The following is a 19,188-nucleotide window of genomic DNA, read 5'->3' as shown; positions in this document are numbered from 1 at the left end:
GCAGTCGTATAATGGTCGCTATCAGACCGGCAATCAGCCGGCGCCAACGGAGAGCACGCGGCCATGCCACCTAACCCCGTTTCGTCCAGAACAATTAAAGTCGCGCCCTTGCGTTGCGAATTTTGCGACGCCACGACCGAGACTGAGTTCCTGCGTCACCACCTGGCCATGACGCAGGCGCAACTACGCGTCACCTTCCTGTTCTGCGCCCTGTTCTACCTGTGCTTTGCCTTGACCGACCTGCTGTGGGTCGGCTACGAGCTGAAAACCTGCCTGCTGGTGGGCGCGCGCATGGGCGTGGCCGCCGTTGTGCTGACCTGCCTGGCCCTGCTCAAGCGGCGGCCCGATTCGATTCCGTTCACGCGGGTGGCCGCCACTATCGTCGAAGTGGCGGGCTCGGTCGGCTTCCTGCTGATTGCCGCGCTGCGGCCGAGCGAATTTTCGCTGCACGCGATTTCGATGTCGATTGTCATCATCGTGCTGTACATCTACATTCCCAACCGGCTGGTGTACGCGGCCGGCATTGCGGCGGCGGCCACCACCCTGTTCATGCTGCTGGCGTGGTGGCTGGGACAGCTGCACACCATGGAACTGGCCACCATGGCGGCGCTGCTGGCCCTGACCAATCTGTTTGGCTACGTGGCGGCGCGGCGCTACCAGATCCTGTGGCGGGAAGAATACAGCGCGCAGATGGTGCTGAAAAACCTGTCGGTGCGCGATCCGCTGACCGGCTGCTACAACCGGCGCCACCTGCACGAGCAGCTGCTGGAAACCGAAATCTCGCGCGCCCAGCGCTACCGGCTTAGCCTGACCGTCATCATGTGCGACCTCGACCATTTCAAGGCCGTCAACGACACCTATGGCCATTACGGCGGCGACGCCGTGCTGCAAAGCTTTGCCGCCCTGATGCAATCGATGACGCGCGACAGCATCGACAGCGTCGTGCGCTACGGCGGCGAGGAATTCCTGCTGATCCTGCCGGAAACCGACCTGGCCGGCGGCGAACTGCTGGCCGAACGCCTGCGCCAGGCGCTGGCCAGTACGCCGGTCGAGCATGCCGGACAGCAGATCAAGGTCACCGCCAGTTTTGGCGTGGCCAGCGTCGACTTTGCCACCTCCACCCACGACGCGCACCTCAACATGATCGCCGCCGCCGACGATTTGCTGTACGCTGCGAAAAACAGCGGCCGCAACCGCGTCTGCGCGCAACAACTGGTTTAGCCTCAGAGGTCATGGACAAGAAAGAACTATTCCAGCTCTACGAAAAACTCTATTCCATGAGATTGATGCGCGGGAAAAGTTGAATTCACGCTTACAAACACCTTTGACACTCATCGTGTCTTTAATCGGTGCACTGGCATTTCTGGTTCAAAACTACAGCCATCAGCGCGGTGCTCTTCTTGCGGCATTCTTCATCATTTTTGCCAGCGCAGCCGCTGTTTCATTGGTAGTAGCAATGTATTTTTTTGTGAAGTCATGGATGGGGACAGAGTATTTCTTTCTTCCTCCAGCAGTGGAAAGCGAAGCCTATCGTCAGCAGCTCATCAATCATTTTGCTCCTTACGAAACCGATGGGGAATTGTCTTCTGCCGCATTCAACGATTACATAATGGATTACTATGTGAAGTATTCGTCGAAAAATACTGATGCAAACGACACACGCTCGCTGCGTATTCATAAAACGAACGTCGGTATTAAATCATGTCCATTGCGAAACCGCCACCTCCACCAGCACCTCCGCCCCCCCGGCAGATCCGTGAAGGGGTCGAAATTATCAAGCGCCCACAACCAAGTCAGCAAGGAGCCCGCGCGAATGACAACAAATAACCGTCCAGAACCCGCTCCACCGCCACCAGCACCGCCTGAACCCAGACGAGTGATTGATAGCCCGCCTTTAAAGCCGAGACTATAAATGGGCACTCCATTCCTGCGTCCCCTTGCGCGAACCGCATCGATCCGACTATGCATGATAGTCATCGCCATGTATTCCAGTGCACTGAATGCCGAACCGGCGCCGTGGTGGAAGTGGCGCAGCAAGATCGATGGCGCGCTGGTCTGCTCGCAGACGCCGCTGGGGCCGGGCTGGGAAAAGGCTTACGGGCCGTTCCGCGATGCCCGTTGCGTAAAACTCATTGTTACTAGATAATCAAAACACAAAAACACGGGTGAACCGGAATCGCTGCAAGCTGCATCCCTACATTAACCATGAGGAGACTGTATGTTTACGAATCCCGAGCAATTTGCCAACGCCACCAAGGCGCTGTTTGAATTCCAACTTGAAACGTTCAACACCCTGACCAGCAAAACCGTGCAAGGCGTGGAACAGGTGATCGCCCTCAACATGTCCACCGCCAAATCCCAGCTGGAAGACAGTCTGGCCGCCGGCAAGGAAATCAGCCAGGCCCAAGATCCCAAGGCGGCACTCAAGGCCGCCGCCGACAAAATCCAGCCTGGCGTGGCCGGCGCCGCAGCCTACCAGCAGCAGCTGGGCGATATCGTTGCCGAGATCCGCGAAGAATTCACCCGCGCCGCCGACGCGCACATGGCCGAAGCCAAGAACAATCTGAGCGCGCTGATCCACGACGTTACCAGGAACGTGCGTCCGGGTTCGGAAAACGCCGTGCAGATCGTCAAGACCGCCATCGACAACGCCTTCGCCGGCTACGAGCAGGTGACCAAGGCCACCAAGCAGGCGGTCGAGGCGGTGGAAGCGGAAATCGCCAAGGCCAACGCGCTGGTGGCCGCCCAGGCCACGCCCGCCAACAGCAAGAAATAGCTGGGCAAGCGCGGACGAACGCGATACACTGTACAAAAATACAGTTAATCGCCGTTCGTCCCCGCTGCAATGATCAAAGTCCTGGAAAATCCGTTCTACTATCTGGAGAATTTTCACCAGGTGCTGGCGTGGATCAGCGAACGCTATGACGATCTGCTGAACGCCGAGGAACGCCACTTCCTGACCATCTTCCCTTCCCTGCCGCAATCCTCGCGCGCGCTGTTGGTGCGCATGGTCATGCGCAAGGGCACGGTGTTCCGCGCCAGCAAGCTGGTCTACGCCGAGATAGGCAGCACGCATGAGGCGGCCCGGCCGCTGGCGGATAGCGGCCTGATCGAAGAGGATCCGCAACTGGGCCTGGACGAGCTGTTCGACCTGCTGCAAAAACCGGAAATCGCCAAAGTCTTTCAACTGGCCGCGCACGTCAGGCATTTGCGCAAGGCCGAGCAGTTGGAGGCGTTGCGCGAAGAATATGGTGCCGAGCGCCGTTTCTCCGGCTGGTACGCCGATTCCGGCGACCATGTCTACCGCAACCAGACGCAGGCTCTGTGCGACCGTCTGCGCCTCATCTTCTTCGGCAACTATCACCAGGACTGGACCGACTTCGTGCTGTCCGATCTCGGCATCTACCAGTACGAAAAAGTGGAATTCTCGCCGGCTGCGCGCGGCTTTCGCAGCCGGCGCGATATCGATGATTTCCTCGCCATTCACCAATGCCACGAACGCTTTGCCGAAGGCGAAGCAGTGGCCGACGTGATGGCCGACCTGCCAGCCTGCGCCGCCGATAACGAATGGCTGCGCAGCCGCCGCAGCAAGCTGATTTACGCCATCGCCCAGCACGTGGAAAAACAGGCCGACTGGCCGGCCGCGTATGCGCTGTATGCCGATTGCGATTATCCTGGCGCCCGCGCGCGCGCCATTCGCGTGCTGGAAAAGAACGAGCAACCACGCGAGGCTTTCGACCTGCTGCAAAGCGCCATGCAAGCGCCCGAGAGCGAGGCCGAACGCCAGCAGCTGCTGCGCATGGCGCCACGGCTGGCGCGCAAGCTCGGTCACGCCAGGCCGCCGCCGGTAACGCTGGCGCAGGCGACGCGCATCGATCTGAATCTGCCGCCGCCGGAGGAAGCCACCTACGTTGAATTCGTGGTGCGCGATCACCTGCACAGCGACGAGGCGCCGGTGTTCTACGTCGAGAACTCGCTGATGAATTCCCTGTTTGGCCTGCTGTGCTGGGACGTGGTGTTCGCGCCGATCCCGGGCGCGTTCTTCCACCCGTATCACCGCGGTCCGGCTGACCTGCACAGCGCCGACTTCCAGCGCCGCCGCGCGCCGCAGTTTGCGGATGCGCTGGCACAGCTGGAAAGCGAACAATATCGCGCCACCATCCGCGCCAACTATGCGGCCAAATACGGCATCCAGTCGCCGTTCATGTACTGGGAAGCGATCGACGAAGAACTGCTCGACCTGGCGCTGGACTGCATCCCGCCGCTGCATCTGAAGCGCGCCTTTGAGCGCATCCTGCTGGACATCAAATCCAACCGCAGCGGCTTCCCCGACCTGATTCAATTCTGGCCGGCCGAACGCCGCTACAACATGATCGAAGTGAAAGGCCCGGGCGACCGCCTGCAGGACAACCAGCTGCGCTGGATCGAGTACTGCGCCGCGCATCAGATGCCGGTTTCGGTCTGCTATCTGCAGTGGGCGGCATGACTTACACTGTCGCTGTACGCGCCCTGTGCGAGTTCACCGCCAAGACCGGCGATCTCGATCTGCGCTTCACGCCTTCGCCCACCGCGCAGGAAGGCATCGCCGGCCATGGCGTGGTCACCTCGCGCCGCGATGATGACTACCAGACCGAGATCGCGCTCTCGGGCGACTTCGGCCCGCTGCATGTGCGCGGCCGCGCCGACGGCTATGACGTCCGCGCCAACCGCCTGGAAGAAATCAAGACCTACCGCGGCGACTTGAAGAAGATGCCGGACAACCAGCGCGCTTTGCACTGGGCGCAGGTCAAGATCTACGGCCACCTGCTGTGCAAGGATCAGGGGCTGGAAAAAATCCGCCTGGCCCTGGTCTACTTCGACATCGGCAGCCAGAAGGAAACCGTGCTGCACGAAGATTACACGGCCGCTGATCTGCAAGCCTACTTCGAGCAGCAGTGCGGCCTGTTCCTGCAATGGGCGCAGCAGGAAATGGCGCACCGCGCGGAACGCGACCTGCAACTGAAAGCGATGCGCTTCCCCTACGGCGATTTCCGTCCCGGCCAGCGCCAGCTGGCGGAAGCCATGTACCGCGCCAGCAACCGCAAGGTGTGCCTGCTGGCGCAAGCGCCGACCGGCATCGGCAAAACCGTCGGCAGCCTGTTCCCGATGCTGAAAGCCAGTGCCGAACATGGCGTCGACAAAATCTTCTTCCTGGCGGCGAAAACCTCGGGCCGCCAGATGGCGCTCGACGCCGTGGACCTGATCCGCGAAGGCGCCCCGCTGCTGCCACTGCGGACACTGGAACTGGCCGCCAAGAGCACCGCCTGCGTCAATCCGGACAAGGCCTGCCACGGCGAATCCTGCCCGCTGGCGAAGGGCTTCTATGATCGCCTGCCGGCGGCGCGCGCATCGGCATTGGCCGTCATGGCGCCATCAGCAAATGGTGCCGCGCCGCCGGCGCTGGACCGCGACACGCTGCGCGCCATCGCCCTCGCCCACAATGTCTGTCCGTATTACCTGAGCAGCGAACTGGCGCGCTGGTGCGACATCGTCATTGGCGACTACAACTACTACTTCGACATCAGCGCCATGCTGTACAGCCTCACGCAGCTGAACGACTGGAAGGTCAACGTGCTGGTGGACGAGGCGCACAACATGGTCTCCCGCGCGCGCAAGATGTATTCGGCCGACATGGAACACGACAGCCTGCGCCTGCTGCGCAAGATCGTGCCGGATGAATTGAAAAAACCGCTGGACCGCGTGCACAAACAGTGGAACCAGCTGGAGAAAGAACAGACGGCCGAGTACCAGTCGTACGCCGAGCTGCCGGAGAAATTCATGGGCGCGCTGCAGACCGCGTCCACCGCCATCTCCGACTACATGGCCGATCATCCCGGCTATGTGGAACCGGACCTGCAAAGCTTCTACTTCAACGCGCTGATGTTCGCGCGGCTGGCGGAAAGCTTTGGCGACCACGCGCTGTTCGATATCGAAAAAGCGCCGGGGGCACGCGCCAGCAACAGCAACTCCGTGCTCTGCATCCGCAACATCGTACCGGCCCCGTACCTGAAGCCGCGCTTTGAAAGCACGCACACCACGGCGCTGTTCTCCGCCACCCTCAGTCCATGGAACTACTTTGGCGACATGCTCGGCATGCCGGAAACCACCGCGTGGGTGGACGTGGAATCGCCGTTCGTGGCGGAGCAATTGTCCGTGCAGGTGGCCAGACACATCTCCACGCGCTATCAGCACCGGCAGCAATCGCTGAAGCCCATCGCGGAGCTGATGGGTAAGCAGTACGCGCGGCAGCGCGGCAACTACCTGGCCTTCTTCAGCAGTTTCGACTACATGGAAAAGGCGGCCAACCAGTTCAGCGAACAATATCCGGATGTGCCGACCTGGCGCCAGTCGCGCCGCATGGATGAAGCGGAACGCGCGCAATTCCTCGACCGCTTCACGCTGGACAGCGAAGGCATCGGCTTCGCAGTGCTGGGCGGTTCGTTTGGCGAAGGCGTGGACCTGCCGGGTGCGCGCCTGATCGGCGCCTTCGTCGCCACGCTGGGCCTCCCGCAAGTCAACCCGGTCAACGAGCAGATACGCCAGCGCATGGACACCATCTTCGGCGCCGGCTACGACTACACCTACACCTATCCCGGCATGCAGAAAGTGGTGCAGGCGGCCGGCCGCGTGATCCGTACCACGTCCGACCGCGGCACGGTGTACCTGATCGACGACCGCTTCGGCCGGCCGGAGATCCAGGAATTGATGCCGGCTTGGTGGCGCGTGGAGATTCAGGCGCAAGATACGGATATCCCCGCCGTGCGCTGAAGCTTATCGTGGCGCTCAATGCAACCACGATAAGGAGAGACACATGGAACAACTGGCTGGCAAAGTCGCCATCATTACCGGCGCCAGCTCGGGCATCGGCTATCAGGCAGCCTTGCTGTTTGCGCGTGCGGGTGCGCGGCTGGTCGTGACAGCGCGGCGCAAGCAGGAGCTGCAAGCGTTGGTTGAACAGATCCGCTTTGAGCAGGGCAGCGCTGTTGCCATCGCCGGCGACGTCCGCGAAGAATGGCTGGCGCGCGTGCTGGTGAATACCGCGCTGGAGCATTACGGTGGGCTGGACATCGCTTTCAACAACGCCGGCACCATGGGGCCTGCGGAACAATTGCCGGGCGTCGCGCTGGGCGACTGGAACGACACTCTGGCCGTCAACCTCACCAGCGCTTTCCTCGGCGCGAAATACCAGATCCCGGCGATGGTGGCGCGTGGCGGCGGTTCACTAATCTTCACCTCCACTTTTGTCGGCCACACTGCTGGCATGCCGGGGATGGGCGCATACGCGGCCAGCAAGGCGGGGCTGATCGGTCTGACGCAGACGATCGCCGCCGAATACGGCAGCCAGGGCATACGCGCCAATGCGCTGCTGCCCGGCGGGACCGACACGCCGATGGGACGTGCAGCTACCAGCGCGCCCGGCGCACGCGCATACGTCGAGGGACTCCACGCGTTGAAGCGGATTGCCGATCCGGCCGAAATCGCGCAGGCGGCGCTGTTCCTGGCGTCGGACGCTTCCAGCTTCGTCACCGGCACCGCGCTGCTGGCGGATGGCGGCGTATCGATTCATCGCGCTTAGGCGGGATCGCTCAGTCCCCACACGCGGCTGGCGAAATAGGTGGCGCCGTCGCGGGTTTTCATCAGGTCGCGGAAGATGGCGTTGAGGGCACGGCTTGCGGGCGTGGGGCGCATGATCGCCACCTGCGCGCGCGACCAGTCCAGCACCTTGGCGCCGACGGGATGACGTTCCGCGTGATAGCTGTCCAGCAGGCCTTCCGGCGTGGAGTTGTGGATGGTGGCGGCCAGTTTCCAGCCAAGGTTCACGGCGTCGCCCAGGCCAAGATTCAGGCCTTGGCCGCCGAGCGGCGAGTGGATGTGGGCGGCGTCGCCGGCCAGCAGGATACGGCCGTTGCGGTAGCGCGTGGCTTGCCGTGCGCGATCGGTCCAGGTAGTGGCAATATGCAGCGCGCTGATGGTGGCGTTGGTGCCGGAGATGCGGCGCAAAAGCGCCTGCAGATGCTCACGCGTGACCGGCTGGCCGTGGAAAGCGCCGCCGTCAAAATCTTGCAGGTTCAGGTAGCCCGGCTGCGAGTGCACGTACACGCCCTGCGGCGTCATGACCCGGCCCGATTGCAGCTGGTCGGCATCGACCAGATCGACCTTGGCCGAATAGCCGGTGAATTCCGGTTCGGTGCCGGCGAATTCAAAGCCGCCCTCCTTCCGGACCACGCTACGCGCGCCGTCGCAGCCGACCAGCCAGTCCGCATGGAAGCTGCGATCGCCGGCCTGTACGCACACGCCGTCCTGACTTTGCCGGCAGCCGGTGATGGCATGGCCGCGCTGGATGTCGACGCCCAGCGCCAGCGCACGCTGCGTCAAGGCGGATTCCAGTTCCGCCAGTTCGGATAACCAGTGCAGCGGCAGATCGGTCGGCCACTGTGATGTGTCGACGTTGGCGGCGTCGAACGGAATCCCGGCAAAGTGGCCTCCCGGTTTGATGGACGCGGCGCTGACATCCAGCACACCGCGCTGGTGCAGCGCTGCAATCGAGGGAGCGGACAAGCCGCGCATGCCGAACGGCAGCTGCTTCAATGGCGAATGCGGATCCGCCGCTTTTTCCAGGATGAGCACCGAGCACTCGGCCGCCGCCAGCTCGCCGGCCAGGAACAGGCCGACCGGACCGGCGCCTGCAATGATGACGTGATAAGGTGTTTTCATGCCCCGCAGTCTAGGGCGCATCTCCCGTCCGGGCTTGTACAAATGCGACAATTTCCTTGCTGGCCGCCCGCGCATTGCGGGCAAAGGCGGCTGGCGTGGTGCCGCTGTAGCGCTTGAATTCACGGCTCAGGTGCGATTGATCGGTATAGCCCAGTTCCTGCGCCAGCGCGGCGAGATTGGTCTGCGGCGCGTGCCACAGGCGGTTGCGCACCTGCTCGAAGCGCATCAGGCCGGAGACGTCTTTCACCGTGTGGCCGGACGAGTGCTTGAACTTGCGCTCCAGCGTGCGCACTGTGGCATGGGCCGCTGCCGCCACCTCGCTGACCGGCATGGCGCCATGCGCCTTGCGCATCGCTTCGCCGGCCTTGAACAGCATGCTGTCGGTCGCCAGTTGTGCGCGCGCCTGCAGAAAGTAGCGCCGCAGCTCGGCCACTGCCGCAGCGATATCGCCGGCCTGCAGATGCCGCGCCAACACTGGCTGCAGCTGCGCGACAGGATGTTCAAACGTGTGCACGCCGTGCTTCCCGGACGGCAGGCCAAGCAGGTCAAACACGGTCCATGGATAGCAGCGGATGCCGAGGATTTCCAGCCGCCCCGCAGCGCTGAACGTCACCGGCTGACTCAGCAAGCCCATCATGAACGGCGACCGCAGCACAGCGCCATCACGCGCGACACGGCCGAAGCAGAAGATGATTTCCGCGTAACCGTCAGGCAGCACCTCAAAGCTGGACGGCTGCGGACCGAAGTCCCAGCGGTTGTACCAAAAGCATTTGACGGCCTCGCGCAGATCGGCGGGCGTATCAAATTCCTCATGCAGCATTACTGCACCACCGCGCGTATCTTCTGGTAGCCGCTGCGGCTGATCGGCACACGGCTGCCGTCTTTCAGGATGGCGACGTGACTGTCCTTGGTGGCCTGCTCGATGCGGTCCACAAACGCGATGTTGACGATGTAAGAGCGGTGGACGCGCAGGAACTGCCCGGCATCGAGCTGCTCCTCCAGTTCCGACATGCGCTGGTTCTTCAGGTAGGACTTGCCCTCCGAGCGGATCTGCACGTAGTCGTCCTGTGCTTCGATATGCTCGATCTTTTCGGCGTTGATGACGTGGACCTTGGCGCCGTCGCGTATCAGCACGCGGCCAAGCGGCTTGTTGCGGCCGGCCGCTTCGCGCACCATCTTGTCGACGGCATCGCCCCCTGCTCCGAGGTTGGCGCGCGCATGCGCCAGCGCCTGATCGAAGCGCTGTTGGCTGAAGGGCTTGAGGAGATAATCCAGCGCGTGGAATTCAAACGCCTTGATCGCATACTGGTCGTACGCTGTGGCGAAGATGTAGCGCGTCTTGTTGCCCGCCAGTTCCGCTACCTCAAAGCCATCCAGCTTGGGCATCTGGATGTCCAAAAACACCAGGTCCGGCGACAGCTCGGTAATCGCCTTTACCGCCTCGAAGCCGTTGGCGCATTCAGCCACGACTTCCACGTCCGCATGCTCGGACAAATATTCGCGCACCACGCCGCGCGCCAGCATTTCATCGTCCACGATGATGATACGCATACCTCAATCCCCTTGTTCGCTCGTTTGCGCGGGCATTGTGATGTCCACGCCAAAGCTGTTGTCATGCCGTCCCCATTGGATGCCGGCTTCGTGCTTGTAAGCGCCGGCCAGACGCTGGCGCACGTTGCTCAGACCTATGCCGTGGCCCTCGCTGCGGATCGACGCCATGTCCTCGTCCACCGGATTGGCCACGCCGATCTTCAATATCGATCCCGCGCGCCGTGCGGTAATCCGTATGGTACCGCCCTCCGGCATATTGCAGATGCCGTGCTTGACGGCGTTCTCCACCAGCGGCTGGATTATCATGGGCGGCACCAGGCACTCGGCCGCGCCCTCCCCAATGTCCTCCTCCACTTGCAGGCGCTCGCCAAAGCGCACCTGCTCGATGGCGAGGAAATGCCGGATCAGCACCATCTCCTCGCCCAGGGTCACCTTCTTGTGCGCTTCCATGCCCAGGCTCTGGCGGAAGAAGCTGGCCAGTTCCAGCGTCATGCGCCGCGCCGCTTTTGGGTCTTGCGAGGTCAACGCGCTGATGGAATTCAGGCTGTTGAACAGGAAGTGCGGATCGATCTGCGTGCGCAGCATGCGCAGCTCGGCCTCCTGCGCCATCAGCAGCGATTCCAGCTCGCGCTGTTCGGCATTCTTGGCGCGCACGAACTCAATCACCAGGTAATGCAGCGCGACCGCAAAGCCATACAGCAGCACACCCAGCACCACGATCAGCACCGACAGTTGCGGCGTGATGACGATGCCGCTCCATTCAGTCCCCAGCAGCAGGCACACCGCGTTCCACAGGTTGCCGATAATGAGCCACAGGAAGCCCAGCACCATCGCCGCCAACGTCAGTCCCATTGCGGTCTGCCAGGGGCCACGCGTTCCCAGCGGATAAGCGCGGCACAGGTAGTAGGCCGAGTAGCCGGCCGCGAACGCGTACCACAGGTTCATGGGAATGGCGAACAGCATGGCGTTGGCCAGCGGCGTATCGCTGGCTAACGAGATCACCCCGCCCAATGCACTGCCGAGGAACAGCCATACCAGCAGGTAGATGACCGTCCCCCGGCGCGTTGCGGACAGCTCCTGCATCAGTTGCGGACTTCCATGCCGCCCATGATGACGTAGCCGCGCACGATCAGGCGCTTGCCGGAACCGGGTCCGGTTGGCGGCACGGTTTTTTCGTCAAAGCCGCCCATGATCGGCGTGCCGTCAAACACCACGGTCCAGTCGACCGGCACCTTGATGGTGATGCCGCCGCACAGGGCAAACACATTCAGCACGGCGTCGCCGGTCACCGAGGCTTGACGCAGATCGAGATCGCAGCCGCCCATGATGGCGGTGATTTCGCCGCCGCGGAAGTCCTGCGTGGTGATGCGGTGCTTGAAGCCGCCCATGATGGCGGTGTAGTTGACCACCGCATCGGCGTCCGGCTTGTCCAGCGAGCCAAGCTGCTGCTCCAGCGCGGAGCGGTTGACGGTGGACTTGACCACTACCGCCACGCCGGCGCCAATCAGCAGCAGCGGCCACAGGGTGCGCCAGCTGATGTCGATGAAGCCCAGCTCTTTCAGCATGATCAGGCTGCCGGCTGCGATCATCACGCCGCCCACCACGATGCCCGATTGGGTACGGGTCTGCAGCACCTTCAGGATGCCGGCGCCGATCAGAATGGTCGGCAGGATGTGGATGCGCAGGTCAATATCCAGCCAGCCCAGGTTATCCAACAGGAACAGCATGCCCAGGCCGATGACGAACAGGCCGATGACCATCTGCGTGGCGGGGTTGCGGTCGCGGCGGGTTTTCATGCTTGCTCCTTGAATGATGCGAAGAGATTGTCCAGCAGTGGGCGCAGCAGCAGACCCACGCCCCACGCCACCAGCAGCGCCGGCCAGGTTTCACCAAAGCCCCAGCCCCAGATGCGGTTGAACGAGACGTACCACCAGCCGGCGAAGAAAATCTCCCAGCAGCCGTTGAGCAGGTAACGCGGGGTGGTTGGTGGAATAATCTTGGTGATGCCGCTGATGACCAGCAGCCATGGCCAGTAGCGCCAGATCTGCGTCCAGTTGATGTCCAGCTCCAGCATGTCGGCGCGTTCCAGCAGGACGGCCGAGCCAATGGCGATCAGCGACAAGCCCCAGACCAGCTGCTTGCGCCAGCGGTAAGCGGTTTCTACGTTCATGTGTATGCCCCCAAGTCGGTATGAATGTAACAATACCGGGGAACTGCTGGCGGGGGAACCGCTATTCGGTGAATGGCGGAAATGGGCCGGTGAACGGCGAAAGGAGGCGTTCGCCGGCTGTGGGGAGGCGGATCAGTTGCGGCCGTTGCCGACTTTTTGTTCGAAGGCCATCAGGCCCCAGCCCAGCTGGCGGCGAATCTCTTCCGGGGTTGGCGGCGGCTTCACTTCGTGCGAACGACGTTCAAGATAAGCACGGACCAGGTACTTCGAAGGATGCGTAGTGGGCGTCATGATGACCTCCATGTGGCGGCAACATCGTTATTTGGTAGGTTCAGTGTAGGCCTACCCCGCCCGTCGCTCTGTACGGGCGCGCACACTGTGCAGATCAGAGTTTTTGCTGCAAAAACTCCAGGAAGCAGCTGATCCGCTGGGCCAGCTGGGTGTTGCGGTAGTAGACCGCGTGGATCTGCTGGCGGTAGCCGGTGTAGTCCGGCTCCAGCACCTTCACCAGGCGGCCGGCTTCGATGTCGGCGCGGGTCATGAAGTCCGCCAGGCAGACGATGCCCTGACCCGCCAGTGCCAGCTGGCGCAAGGTCTCGCCGCTGGACGCGGAAACCGACGGCGTGATCGGCAGCGTGTTGCCGGCCGCATGGCGCAGCGGCCACTGGTTGCCCAGCTCATACTGCACAAAGCCCAGCAGCGAATGCTTCGCCAGTTGTTCCGGGGTCTGCGGCGTGCCGTGGCGCGCCAGGTAGTCCGGGCTGGCCAGCACGTACAAGGGGCTGGAGGTCAGCGGCCGCGCGTGCAGGGTGGAGTCGGTCAGCGTGCCGATGCGGATGGCGATGTCGGTGCGGTGCTCGATCAGGTCCGCGATCTGGTCGTTGCTGCTCAATTCCAGGCGAATCTCGGGGTACATTTCACGAAACTCGGCCACATGCGGCACCACGCAATGCAGCATGAACGGCGAGGCGGCGTCCACACACAGGCGGCCGGCCGGCTTCTGGCGGCGGATGCGGATGGTTTCTTCGGCTTCTTCCATGGCGCCCAGGATGGCGCGGGCTTTTTCCAGGAACAGTTGGCCTTCCTCGGTCAGCTCCATACGGCGCGTGGTACGCGTCAGCAGCGAGGTGGCCAGCTTGTCTTCCAGGCGCGACAGCGCGCGACTGACGCCGGAGGTGGTCTGCCCGAGGTGGACCGAAGCGGCGCTCAGGGTGCCGCTATCGATCACGGTGATGAAGGTTTTTAAGTCGTCCGAGTTGATGTCCACCGGTGTTCTATCCTTACGCCACGTAGAGCAGCACCGCGCCGAAATGGCATGCGCTGCCGCCCAGTACAAACAAATGCCAGACCCCGTGGCCGTAACGCCACTTGTGGTCGGTGACAAAGAAGGCAATGCCCAGCGTGTACACCAGGCCGCCGATCGCCAGCCACATGAAGCCATCCCAGCCCAGCGCGTCGATCAGCGGGCTGGCGCCGATTACGCCGACCCAGCCCATCGCCACGTAAATCAGCAGCGACAGCAAGCGCGCGCCCTTGGCAAACATGAGCTCCTGCACAATGCCGATGACTGCCAGTCCCCACACCACGCCAAACAGGCTCCAGCCCCACGGTCCGCGCAGGCTGACCAGCGTGAACGGGGTGTAGCTGCCGGCGATCAGCAGGTAAATGGCGCAGTAGTCCAGCTGCCGCAACACGTCCTTGGCCCGTCCGCGCAGGCTGTGATACAGCGTGGACGTCAGGTACAGGGCCAGCAGCGTGGCGGCGTAGATGCTGAAGCTGACGATTTTCCAGGCGTCGCCACTGCGGGCAGCCTGGATGATCAGCAGTGTGCCGCCGATGGCCGCCAGCGCCGCACCCACGGTGTGCGTGATGCTATTGAAGCGCTCTCCGTAATACATAAATGGGTTCCAATGCAGGGCCGGCTGCGGCTGGGATAGCTGCGGCCACCGGCATTGTATAGCGCCTCGCCGCCACGCGCCGCCAGCTTCATGCACATGCCTTGTTGCTAGTTAGCAAAAAATTCATCGTAGCATATTTAGAATTAATAAGAAGCAATGTTACAAAATGAGATACATTCGCTTGACCGGCATGCGACATTTGTCGCATACTAATCCTGTTAGTCGCATAGAGGATATTTCATGGTTATTCCATCGGTTACGGAGCTGACTTTGCTGAAGGCGCTGTGGAAACAGCAGCCGCTGAGCGCGCGCGAGATTCATGATGCGGCCGGCGCGGAGCTGGACTGGTCGTTTTCGTCCACGCGCAAGACCCTGGACCGCATGCTGGAGAAGCAGATGGTGGCGGTGCAGGCGGTCCATGGGGTGAATGTCTACAGCGCGCGGCTGGAGAAGGTTGGCACGCTGGCGGCGTTTGCGCATGATTTCGGGCGGCGCGTGATGGAGATGGATGCGCCGCTGCCGGTGGCCATGTTCACTGGCAGCAAGCTGGTGGATCAGCAGGAGCTGGCGCAGCTGGAGCAGATGCTGCACGACTGGCCGGCGGACGAAACCTGATGATGATCTGGTCGATCTGGATGCTTCAATGGGCGCTGGCCAGCGTCAGCTGCTTGGTGGTGGGCTTGCTGGCGTGGGCGCTGCTGAGCGTCGCGGCGCGGCGCTGGCCAGCGCTGCGGACGCGCCGGGATGTATGGCTGGCAGCGCAAATCGTCACCGCTGCCGCCGCCGTGCTGCCCTTCCTGCCGCACGCCGGCATCGCCCCCCAAATCACGCTGGCGCCAGCGGCAGCCTTCAACACCGAGGCGCGCGGACCCGACGCCATCGCATCGCGCCCCAACGTGTCGCAGACCGGCGTGGATACGCCGGGCGTCGAACTACCTCGCTCCAGCGGGGCGCAGGCCGGCGTGGGTACGCTGGGAGCCGAGCTGCCTCGCTCCAGCGGGGCGGGCGGCGACGGCACGCCTGGCACGGCTATTGCGCGGCCCAGCGCAGCGAAGACTGGCGGTGACGCACCTGGCACCGCGGCGAAGCCCGCCGCCGAGGCAGCAGCGGTCAGCTTGCTGGGGATGATCGAGGCTGAGCGGCATGCGGTGGCGCCGCACGGCGTGTCGGCGGCAGACGTCCGGGCCTCCGGGGCTGCCGGCGCGGATGCTGGCGCAGAAGTCCTGCTTGGTGCGCTCGGCCTGGCTGCGCTTTGGTTGCTGATTTACGCCGCCGGCCTGGCGCGCTACTGCGCGAGATCGCTGCGTGCGCGGCGTTTGTGGCGCCGGCTGCTGGCCAGTGCGCAGCGTCTGTCGCCGCAGGCGTTGCGCGACCACGGCGCATTCAGCGCCGCGCAACTGAGCGAGATCGCCCAGCGCAAACTGATCGTGCTGCGCACCAACGCCGCGGTGTCCCCGATGCTGATCGGCTTCCGCCGTCCGCATCTCCTGCTGCCCGCCCATCTGGACGCGCTCACCAAAGAACAGCAGCACATGATCGTCGCCCACGAACTGCATCATCTGCGCACCCGCGATCCGTTGTGCCTCGCCATCGCCGCAACGCTGCAGACGGTTTTCTGGTTCAATCCCGCCCAGCGCTGGATGGCCAGGCAAATGGCATGGGCACTGGAGCTGCAATGCGATCAGCACGTCCTCGCCGGCCGCCCGCAACAACAACGCAAGCAGTACGCCGCAGCCCTGCTCCAGCAATGGACAGCGTTCACGCCAGCCGGCGCCGCGGCCTTCGGCGGCGCGACCATTACCGCGCGCATCCGCAGCATGCAGCAGAACGGCCTGCCGGCCTTGAGCGGCGTGACCGTATGGCTGATCACCGCCGCACTGGCAGCCATCCTCGCGCTGGCCGCAGTGCTGCAGCCGGCATTAGCGTACAGTTCTCCAGCCGCAGCCGGTGCCACGGCGACCAGCATCGGGCATACTGACGGCAACCTGACGCGCGCAGCGCTGGCTGCCGCGCCACCGGCCGTAGCCAGCGAAGCCTGGCGCGCCCCGCTGGATAAAGTGCGCGTTACCAGCTTCTTCGGCGTGATGCGCAGTGCAATGCCAACGGCGCACAAAGGCATCGACTTCGCCGCTGCCAAAGGCACGCCGGTGCGCGCCACCGCCAGCGGCATCGTCATCGCCGCCGGGCCGATCACGGAAAACGGCGGCCGATACGGCAACACCGTCATCATCGAGCACGGCGCGCAGCGCTCCCTGTACGCCCATCTGGACAGCGTGAACGTCACGCCCGGCCAACGCGTACAAGCCGGCCAGTTGATCGGCGCGGTCGGCCAAAGCGGCTTCGCCACCGGCCCGCACCTGCACCTCGAAGTGCGCGAAAACGGCAAGATCATCGATCCGGCCACCAGACTCGCCAACCTCGACGCCTACGCCACACCGCGCGCGCTCAAAGTACGCCGCCAACAAAAGGGATAAACCATGGCTGTACAACGCATCACCAGCAGCTTGCTGCTGGCGGTCTCCGCTTGCGCCTACGCTTCGGAAACGCCACCGCAACAGGTCCAGATCACCGGCACACGTACCGATCAGCGCCAGCGCGAGACCACCACCGCCATCACCATCCACCACGCCGACATCGTCCGCCAGGGCGACCAGACATTGGCCGATGTGCTCAAGCGCCTGCCCGGCGTGAGCATCTCCGGCAGCGGCGCGATCCAGATGCGCGGCCTGGGCAACGGCTACACGCAAATCCTGCTCAACGGCGAGCCGGTGGCCGCCGGCTTCTCGCTGGACAGCATCGCGCCCGAAACCATAGAACGCATCGACATTCTGCGCAGCACCACCGCGGAACTCAGCAACCAGGCGGTGGCCGGCGCCATCAACATCATCCTGAAGAAGGCCACGCGCGGCCAGCGTTCGGTCAGCGCCAGCGTCGCGCGGCAAGGCGGCGCAACCACACCCGCCGTCAGCGCCCAGCTCTCGGATCAAAGCGATGCTTATTCCTGGAGCCTGGCCGCCACGCTGACGCGCAAGCGCAATGCAAAGCCTTTCACCGACTGGCAGGAACAACGCGACGCCAACGGCACCCTCACGCTGCTGCGCCATACGCCGCAAACGGAATCCGGCCGCACCGACGCCCTCACCTTGACGCCGCGTCTGAGCTGGAAGCTGGCGGACGGCGACACGCTGAGCTGGCAAAGCTTCGCCTACCTGCGTCGCGTGGACAATCTGTCCGGCGCCGATGAAACCGCGTTGATTGGCACGCACAGCGAGTACCCGCACAATGACGCCAACTTCATCGCCAACTTCGTCATGCTGCGCAGCGACCTGCACTGGACGCACCTGCTGGCAGACGGCGCCAAACTGGAAATGAAACTTGGCGCCAGCACCAACCGCCGCACCGGCACATTCGACTTCCACGGCCGCGACGCCGATGGCAAGCCGCTGGGCCGCCACCATGTCGACTCCGGCCCGGTGGAAAACGCCGTCACCAGCACCGGCACCTATCGCCATCCGATCGGCGAGCAGCATGCGATCGCCATCGGCTGGGATGCCAGCCACGCCGTGCGCAGCGAAGACCGCAACGAAATCCTGTTCGATGGCGACGGCAGGCAGACAGGTTCCAACAACGCCGACTACCGCGCCAACGTCAATCGCCTGGCCCTGTTCGCACAGGACGAATGGCAGATGACGAAGCAGTACTCGCTCTACCTGGGCCTGCGCCACGAACGGCTGGACACCGCCAGCCGAGCCAATGCCGCCAATGCGCCGGATGCTTTGGACAGCAGCTCGGCGGTCTGGAGTCCGTCCCTGCAATCGCGCTACGAACTGGCCAACAAGGACGTGCTGCGGCTGGCGGTCAGCCGCACTTACAAGGCACCGCCGCTGGTCAAGCTGGTGCCGCGCCGTTACACCAGCGATAACAACAATAACCAGACCAATCCCGATGAACAGGGCAATCCGCATCTGCGGCCGGAACTGGCGTGGGGACTGGACGCGGCGTATGAACATTATCCCGGCGGCGGCGCACTGCTCAGCGTCAGCGCCTATCTGCGGCGCATCCGCGACGTCACGCAATCGCGCTTGTTCCAGCAGGATGGCGTGTGGGTCGAGGCGCCCTTCAACGACGGCAACGCGCGCGCGCACGGCGTGGAACTGGAAGCCAGACTGCCGCTGACCAAGACGCTGGACCTGCGGGCCAACCTGTCGCGCAACTGGTCGCGGGTGGATAACGTGCCGGGACCGGACAACCGGCTGGAAAACCAGACGCCGGCCACCATCAATCTCGGCGCCGATTATCGCTGGCAGCAATGGACGCTGGGCGGCAACCTGAACTACCAGGCCGCCGGGCCAACGCGTCAATCGCTGGCCGTGCTGGCCAGCGCCAGCCCGAAGCGCGAACTGGACCTGTACGCGCTGTGGAAGCTGAACGCCAAAACGCAGTTGCGCTTTTCCGCCAGCAACCTGCTGCGCCAGCAAGCCAGCGAAACCTACCGCTACACCGACAGCAGCGGCGCCATGCAACGCATCCGCCTGACGCCAACCCACGCCACCCTTCGCGTCATGCTGGAGCAGCAGTTGTGATCAACTGACATTTCGCGCGATGTAGTAGACCGCGGCAGTCAACCCGGAACAAACTGCGGTCATCCAGATCAGCAAACGCCAGGTTTGCGCTTCGATCGCCTTGTAGAGTTCGGACCGCCAACAAGGTACGCAGCGCTTCTTCCAGCGATGTTGTTTGGCTGTCCATGGCTCATCATATGCCTGTCGTGAGAACCGTCAAGCAAGCTGGACGCTGCTTGCTGTGGTATGGTGG

General features: G+C 63.3%; 19 protein-coding genes. 10 read left to right on the top strand and 9 right to left on the bottom strand.

All coding sequences use genetic code 11. From position 1 onward, the window contains the following. Window positions 1–108 precede the first annotated feature (108 nt). The 7 genes from ABDW57_RS05510 to ABDW57_RS05480 all read left to right on the top strand — a co-directional run bounded on the left by ABDW57_RS05510 (window position 109) and on the right by ABDW57_RS05480 (window position 7,615). Window positions 109–1,221, top strand: a complete 1,113-nt coding sequence (locus ABDW57_RS05510; RefSeq protein ID WP_343729209.1) for a GGDEF domain-containing protein — start codon at window positions 109–111, stop codon at window positions 1,219–1,221. Window positions 1,222–1,300: 79 nt separating this feature from the next. Next, window positions 1,301–1,912, top strand: a complete 612-nt coding sequence (locus ABDW57_RS05505) for a hypothetical protein (protein ID WP_343729208.1) — start codon at window positions 1,301–1,303, stop codon at window positions 1,910–1,912. A gap of 54 nt (window positions 1,913–1,966) precedes the next feature. Next, complete coding sequence (locus tag ABDW57_RS05500; protein WP_343729207.1) at window positions 1,967–2,146, top strand: hypothetical protein; 180 nt, start codon at window positions 1,967–1,969, stop codon at window positions 2,144–2,146. A 72-nt stretch (window positions 2,147–2,218) separates the two neighbouring features. Further along, window positions 2,219–2,776 carry a phasin family protein gene (locus ABDW57_RS05495; protein ID WP_343729206.1) on the top strand — a complete coding sequence of 186 codons (558 nt, stop codon included), beginning with the start codon at window positions 2,219–2,221 and terminating at the stop codon, window positions 2,774–2,776. A 69-nt stretch (window positions 2,777–2,845) separates the two neighbouring features. After that, complete coding sequence (locus tag ABDW57_RS05490) at window positions 2,846–4,486, top strand: VRR-NUC domain-containing protein (RefSeq protein ID WP_343729205.1); 1,641 nt, start codon at window positions 2,846–2,848, stop codon at window positions 4,484–4,486. After that, complete coding sequence (locus ABDW57_RS05485; RefSeq protein ID WP_343729204.1) at window positions 4,483–6,807, top strand: ATP-dependent DNA helicase; 2,325 nt, start codon at window positions 4,483–4,485, stop codon at window positions 6,805–6,807. The genes ABDW57_RS05490 and ABDW57_RS05485 overlap by 4 nt, the downstream gene beginning before the upstream one ends. Window positions 6,808–6,850: 43 nt before the next feature. Next, on the top strand, window positions 6,851–7,615 hold the full coding sequence (locus ABDW57_RS05480) for an SDR family oxidoreductase (protein ID WP_343729203.1): 765 nt from the start codon (window positions 6,851–6,853) through the stop codon (window positions 7,613–7,615). Here ABDW57_RS05480 and ABDW57_RS05475 read toward each other — a convergent pair. From ABDW57_RS05475 to ABDW57_RS05435, 9 genes are all read right to left on the bottom strand, one after another. Next, entirely contained in the window at window positions 7,612–8,754 is a 1,143-nt protein-coding gene (locus ABDW57_RS05475) for an FAD-dependent monooxygenase (protein WP_343729202.1), read from the bottom strand. The two genes, ABDW57_RS05480 and ABDW57_RS05475, sit on opposite strands and share 4 nt — an antisense overlap. Before the next feature lie 10 nt (window positions 8,755–8,764). Next, window positions 8,765–9,574, bottom strand: a complete 810-nt coding sequence (locus ABDW57_RS05470) for a helix-turn-helix domain-containing protein (RefSeq protein ID WP_343729201.1) — start codon at window positions 9,572–9,574, stop codon at window positions 8,765–8,767. Next, window positions 9,574–10,305: a LytTR family transcriptional regulator DNA-binding domain-containing protein gene (locus ABDW57_RS05465; protein WP_343729200.1), complete on the bottom strand. Its 732-nt coding sequence runs from the start codon at window positions 10,303–10,305 to the stop codon at window positions 9,574–9,576. The genes ABDW57_RS05470 and ABDW57_RS05465 overlap by 1 nt, the downstream gene beginning before the upstream one ends. Before the next feature lie 3 nt (window positions 10,306–10,308). Further along, a complete protein-coding gene (locus ABDW57_RS05460) occupies window positions 10,309–11,388 on the bottom strand; it encodes a histidine kinase (RefSeq protein WP_343729199.1) in 1,080 nt (359 codons plus the stop codon). Beyond that, window positions 11,388–12,101: a DUF5668 domain-containing protein gene (locus ABDW57_RS05455; RefSeq protein ID WP_343729198.1), complete on the bottom strand. Its 714-nt coding sequence runs from the start codon at window positions 12,099–12,101 to the stop codon at window positions 11,388–11,390. The genes ABDW57_RS05460 and ABDW57_RS05455 overlap by 1 nt, the downstream gene beginning before the upstream one ends. Next, window positions 12,098–12,475: a DUF5668 domain-containing protein gene (locus ABDW57_RS05450; protein ID WP_343729197.1), complete on the bottom strand. Its 378-nt coding sequence runs from the start codon at window positions 12,473–12,475 to the stop codon at window positions 12,098–12,100. Before ABDW57_RS05450 ends, ABDW57_RS05455 begins: the two co-directional genes overlap by 4 nt. A 132-nt stretch (window positions 12,476–12,607) precedes the next feature. Continuing rightward, window positions 12,608–12,766: a hypothetical protein gene (locus ABDW57_RS05445; RefSeq protein ID WP_343729196.1), complete on the bottom strand. Its 159-nt coding sequence runs from the start codon at window positions 12,764–12,766 to the stop codon at window positions 12,608–12,610. Window positions 12,767–12,860: 94 nt separating this feature from the next. Beyond that, window positions 12,861–13,742, bottom strand: coding sequence for a LysR family transcriptional regulator (locus ABDW57_RS05440; RefSeq protein WP_343729195.1), 882 nt, complete (start codon window positions 13,740–13,742; stop codon window positions 12,861–12,863). Between the two features lie 13 nt (window positions 13,743–13,755). Then, window positions 13,756–14,373, bottom strand: a complete 618-nt coding sequence (locus tag ABDW57_RS05435) for a hemolysin III family protein (RefSeq protein WP_343729194.1) — start codon at window positions 14,371–14,373, stop codon at window positions 13,756–13,758. Between the two features lie 240 nt (window positions 14,374–14,613). Between ABDW57_RS05435 and ABDW57_RS05430 the strand changes: the two genes are divergently transcribed. The 3 genes from ABDW57_RS05430 to ABDW57_RS05420 are packed head-to-tail and all read left to right on the top strand — an operon-like array spanning window position 14,614 to window position 18,956. Continuing rightward, window positions 14,614–14,988: a BlaI/MecI/CopY family transcriptional regulator gene (locus ABDW57_RS05430; RefSeq protein ID WP_343729193.1), complete on the top strand. Its 375-nt coding sequence runs from the start codon at window positions 14,614–14,616 to the stop codon at window positions 14,986–14,988. Further along, window positions 14,988–16,847, top strand: coding sequence for a M23/M56 family metallopeptidase (locus tag ABDW57_RS05425; protein WP_343729192.1), 1,860 nt, complete (start codon window positions 14,988–14,990; stop codon window positions 16,845–16,847). Before ABDW57_RS05430 ends, ABDW57_RS05425 begins: the two co-directional genes overlap by 1 nt. Before the next feature lie 3 nt (window positions 16,848–16,850). Further along, on the top strand, window positions 16,851–18,956 hold the full coding sequence (locus ABDW57_RS05420; RefSeq protein WP_343729191.1) for a TonB-dependent receptor: 2,106 nt from the start codon (window positions 16,851–16,853) through the stop codon (window positions 18,954–18,956). Window positions 18,957–19,188: the final 232 nt, after the last annotated feature.

It is taken from the genome of Duganella sp. (assembly GCF_039595735.1).
In the GTDB taxonomy this organism is placed as follows: domain Bacteria; phylum Pseudomonadota; class Gammaproteobacteria; order Burkholderiales; family Burkholderiaceae_D; genus Rugamonas.
The sequence above is the reverse complement of the archived record's forward strand: the minus strand, read 5'-3'. Positions and strand labels throughout refer to the sequence as shown.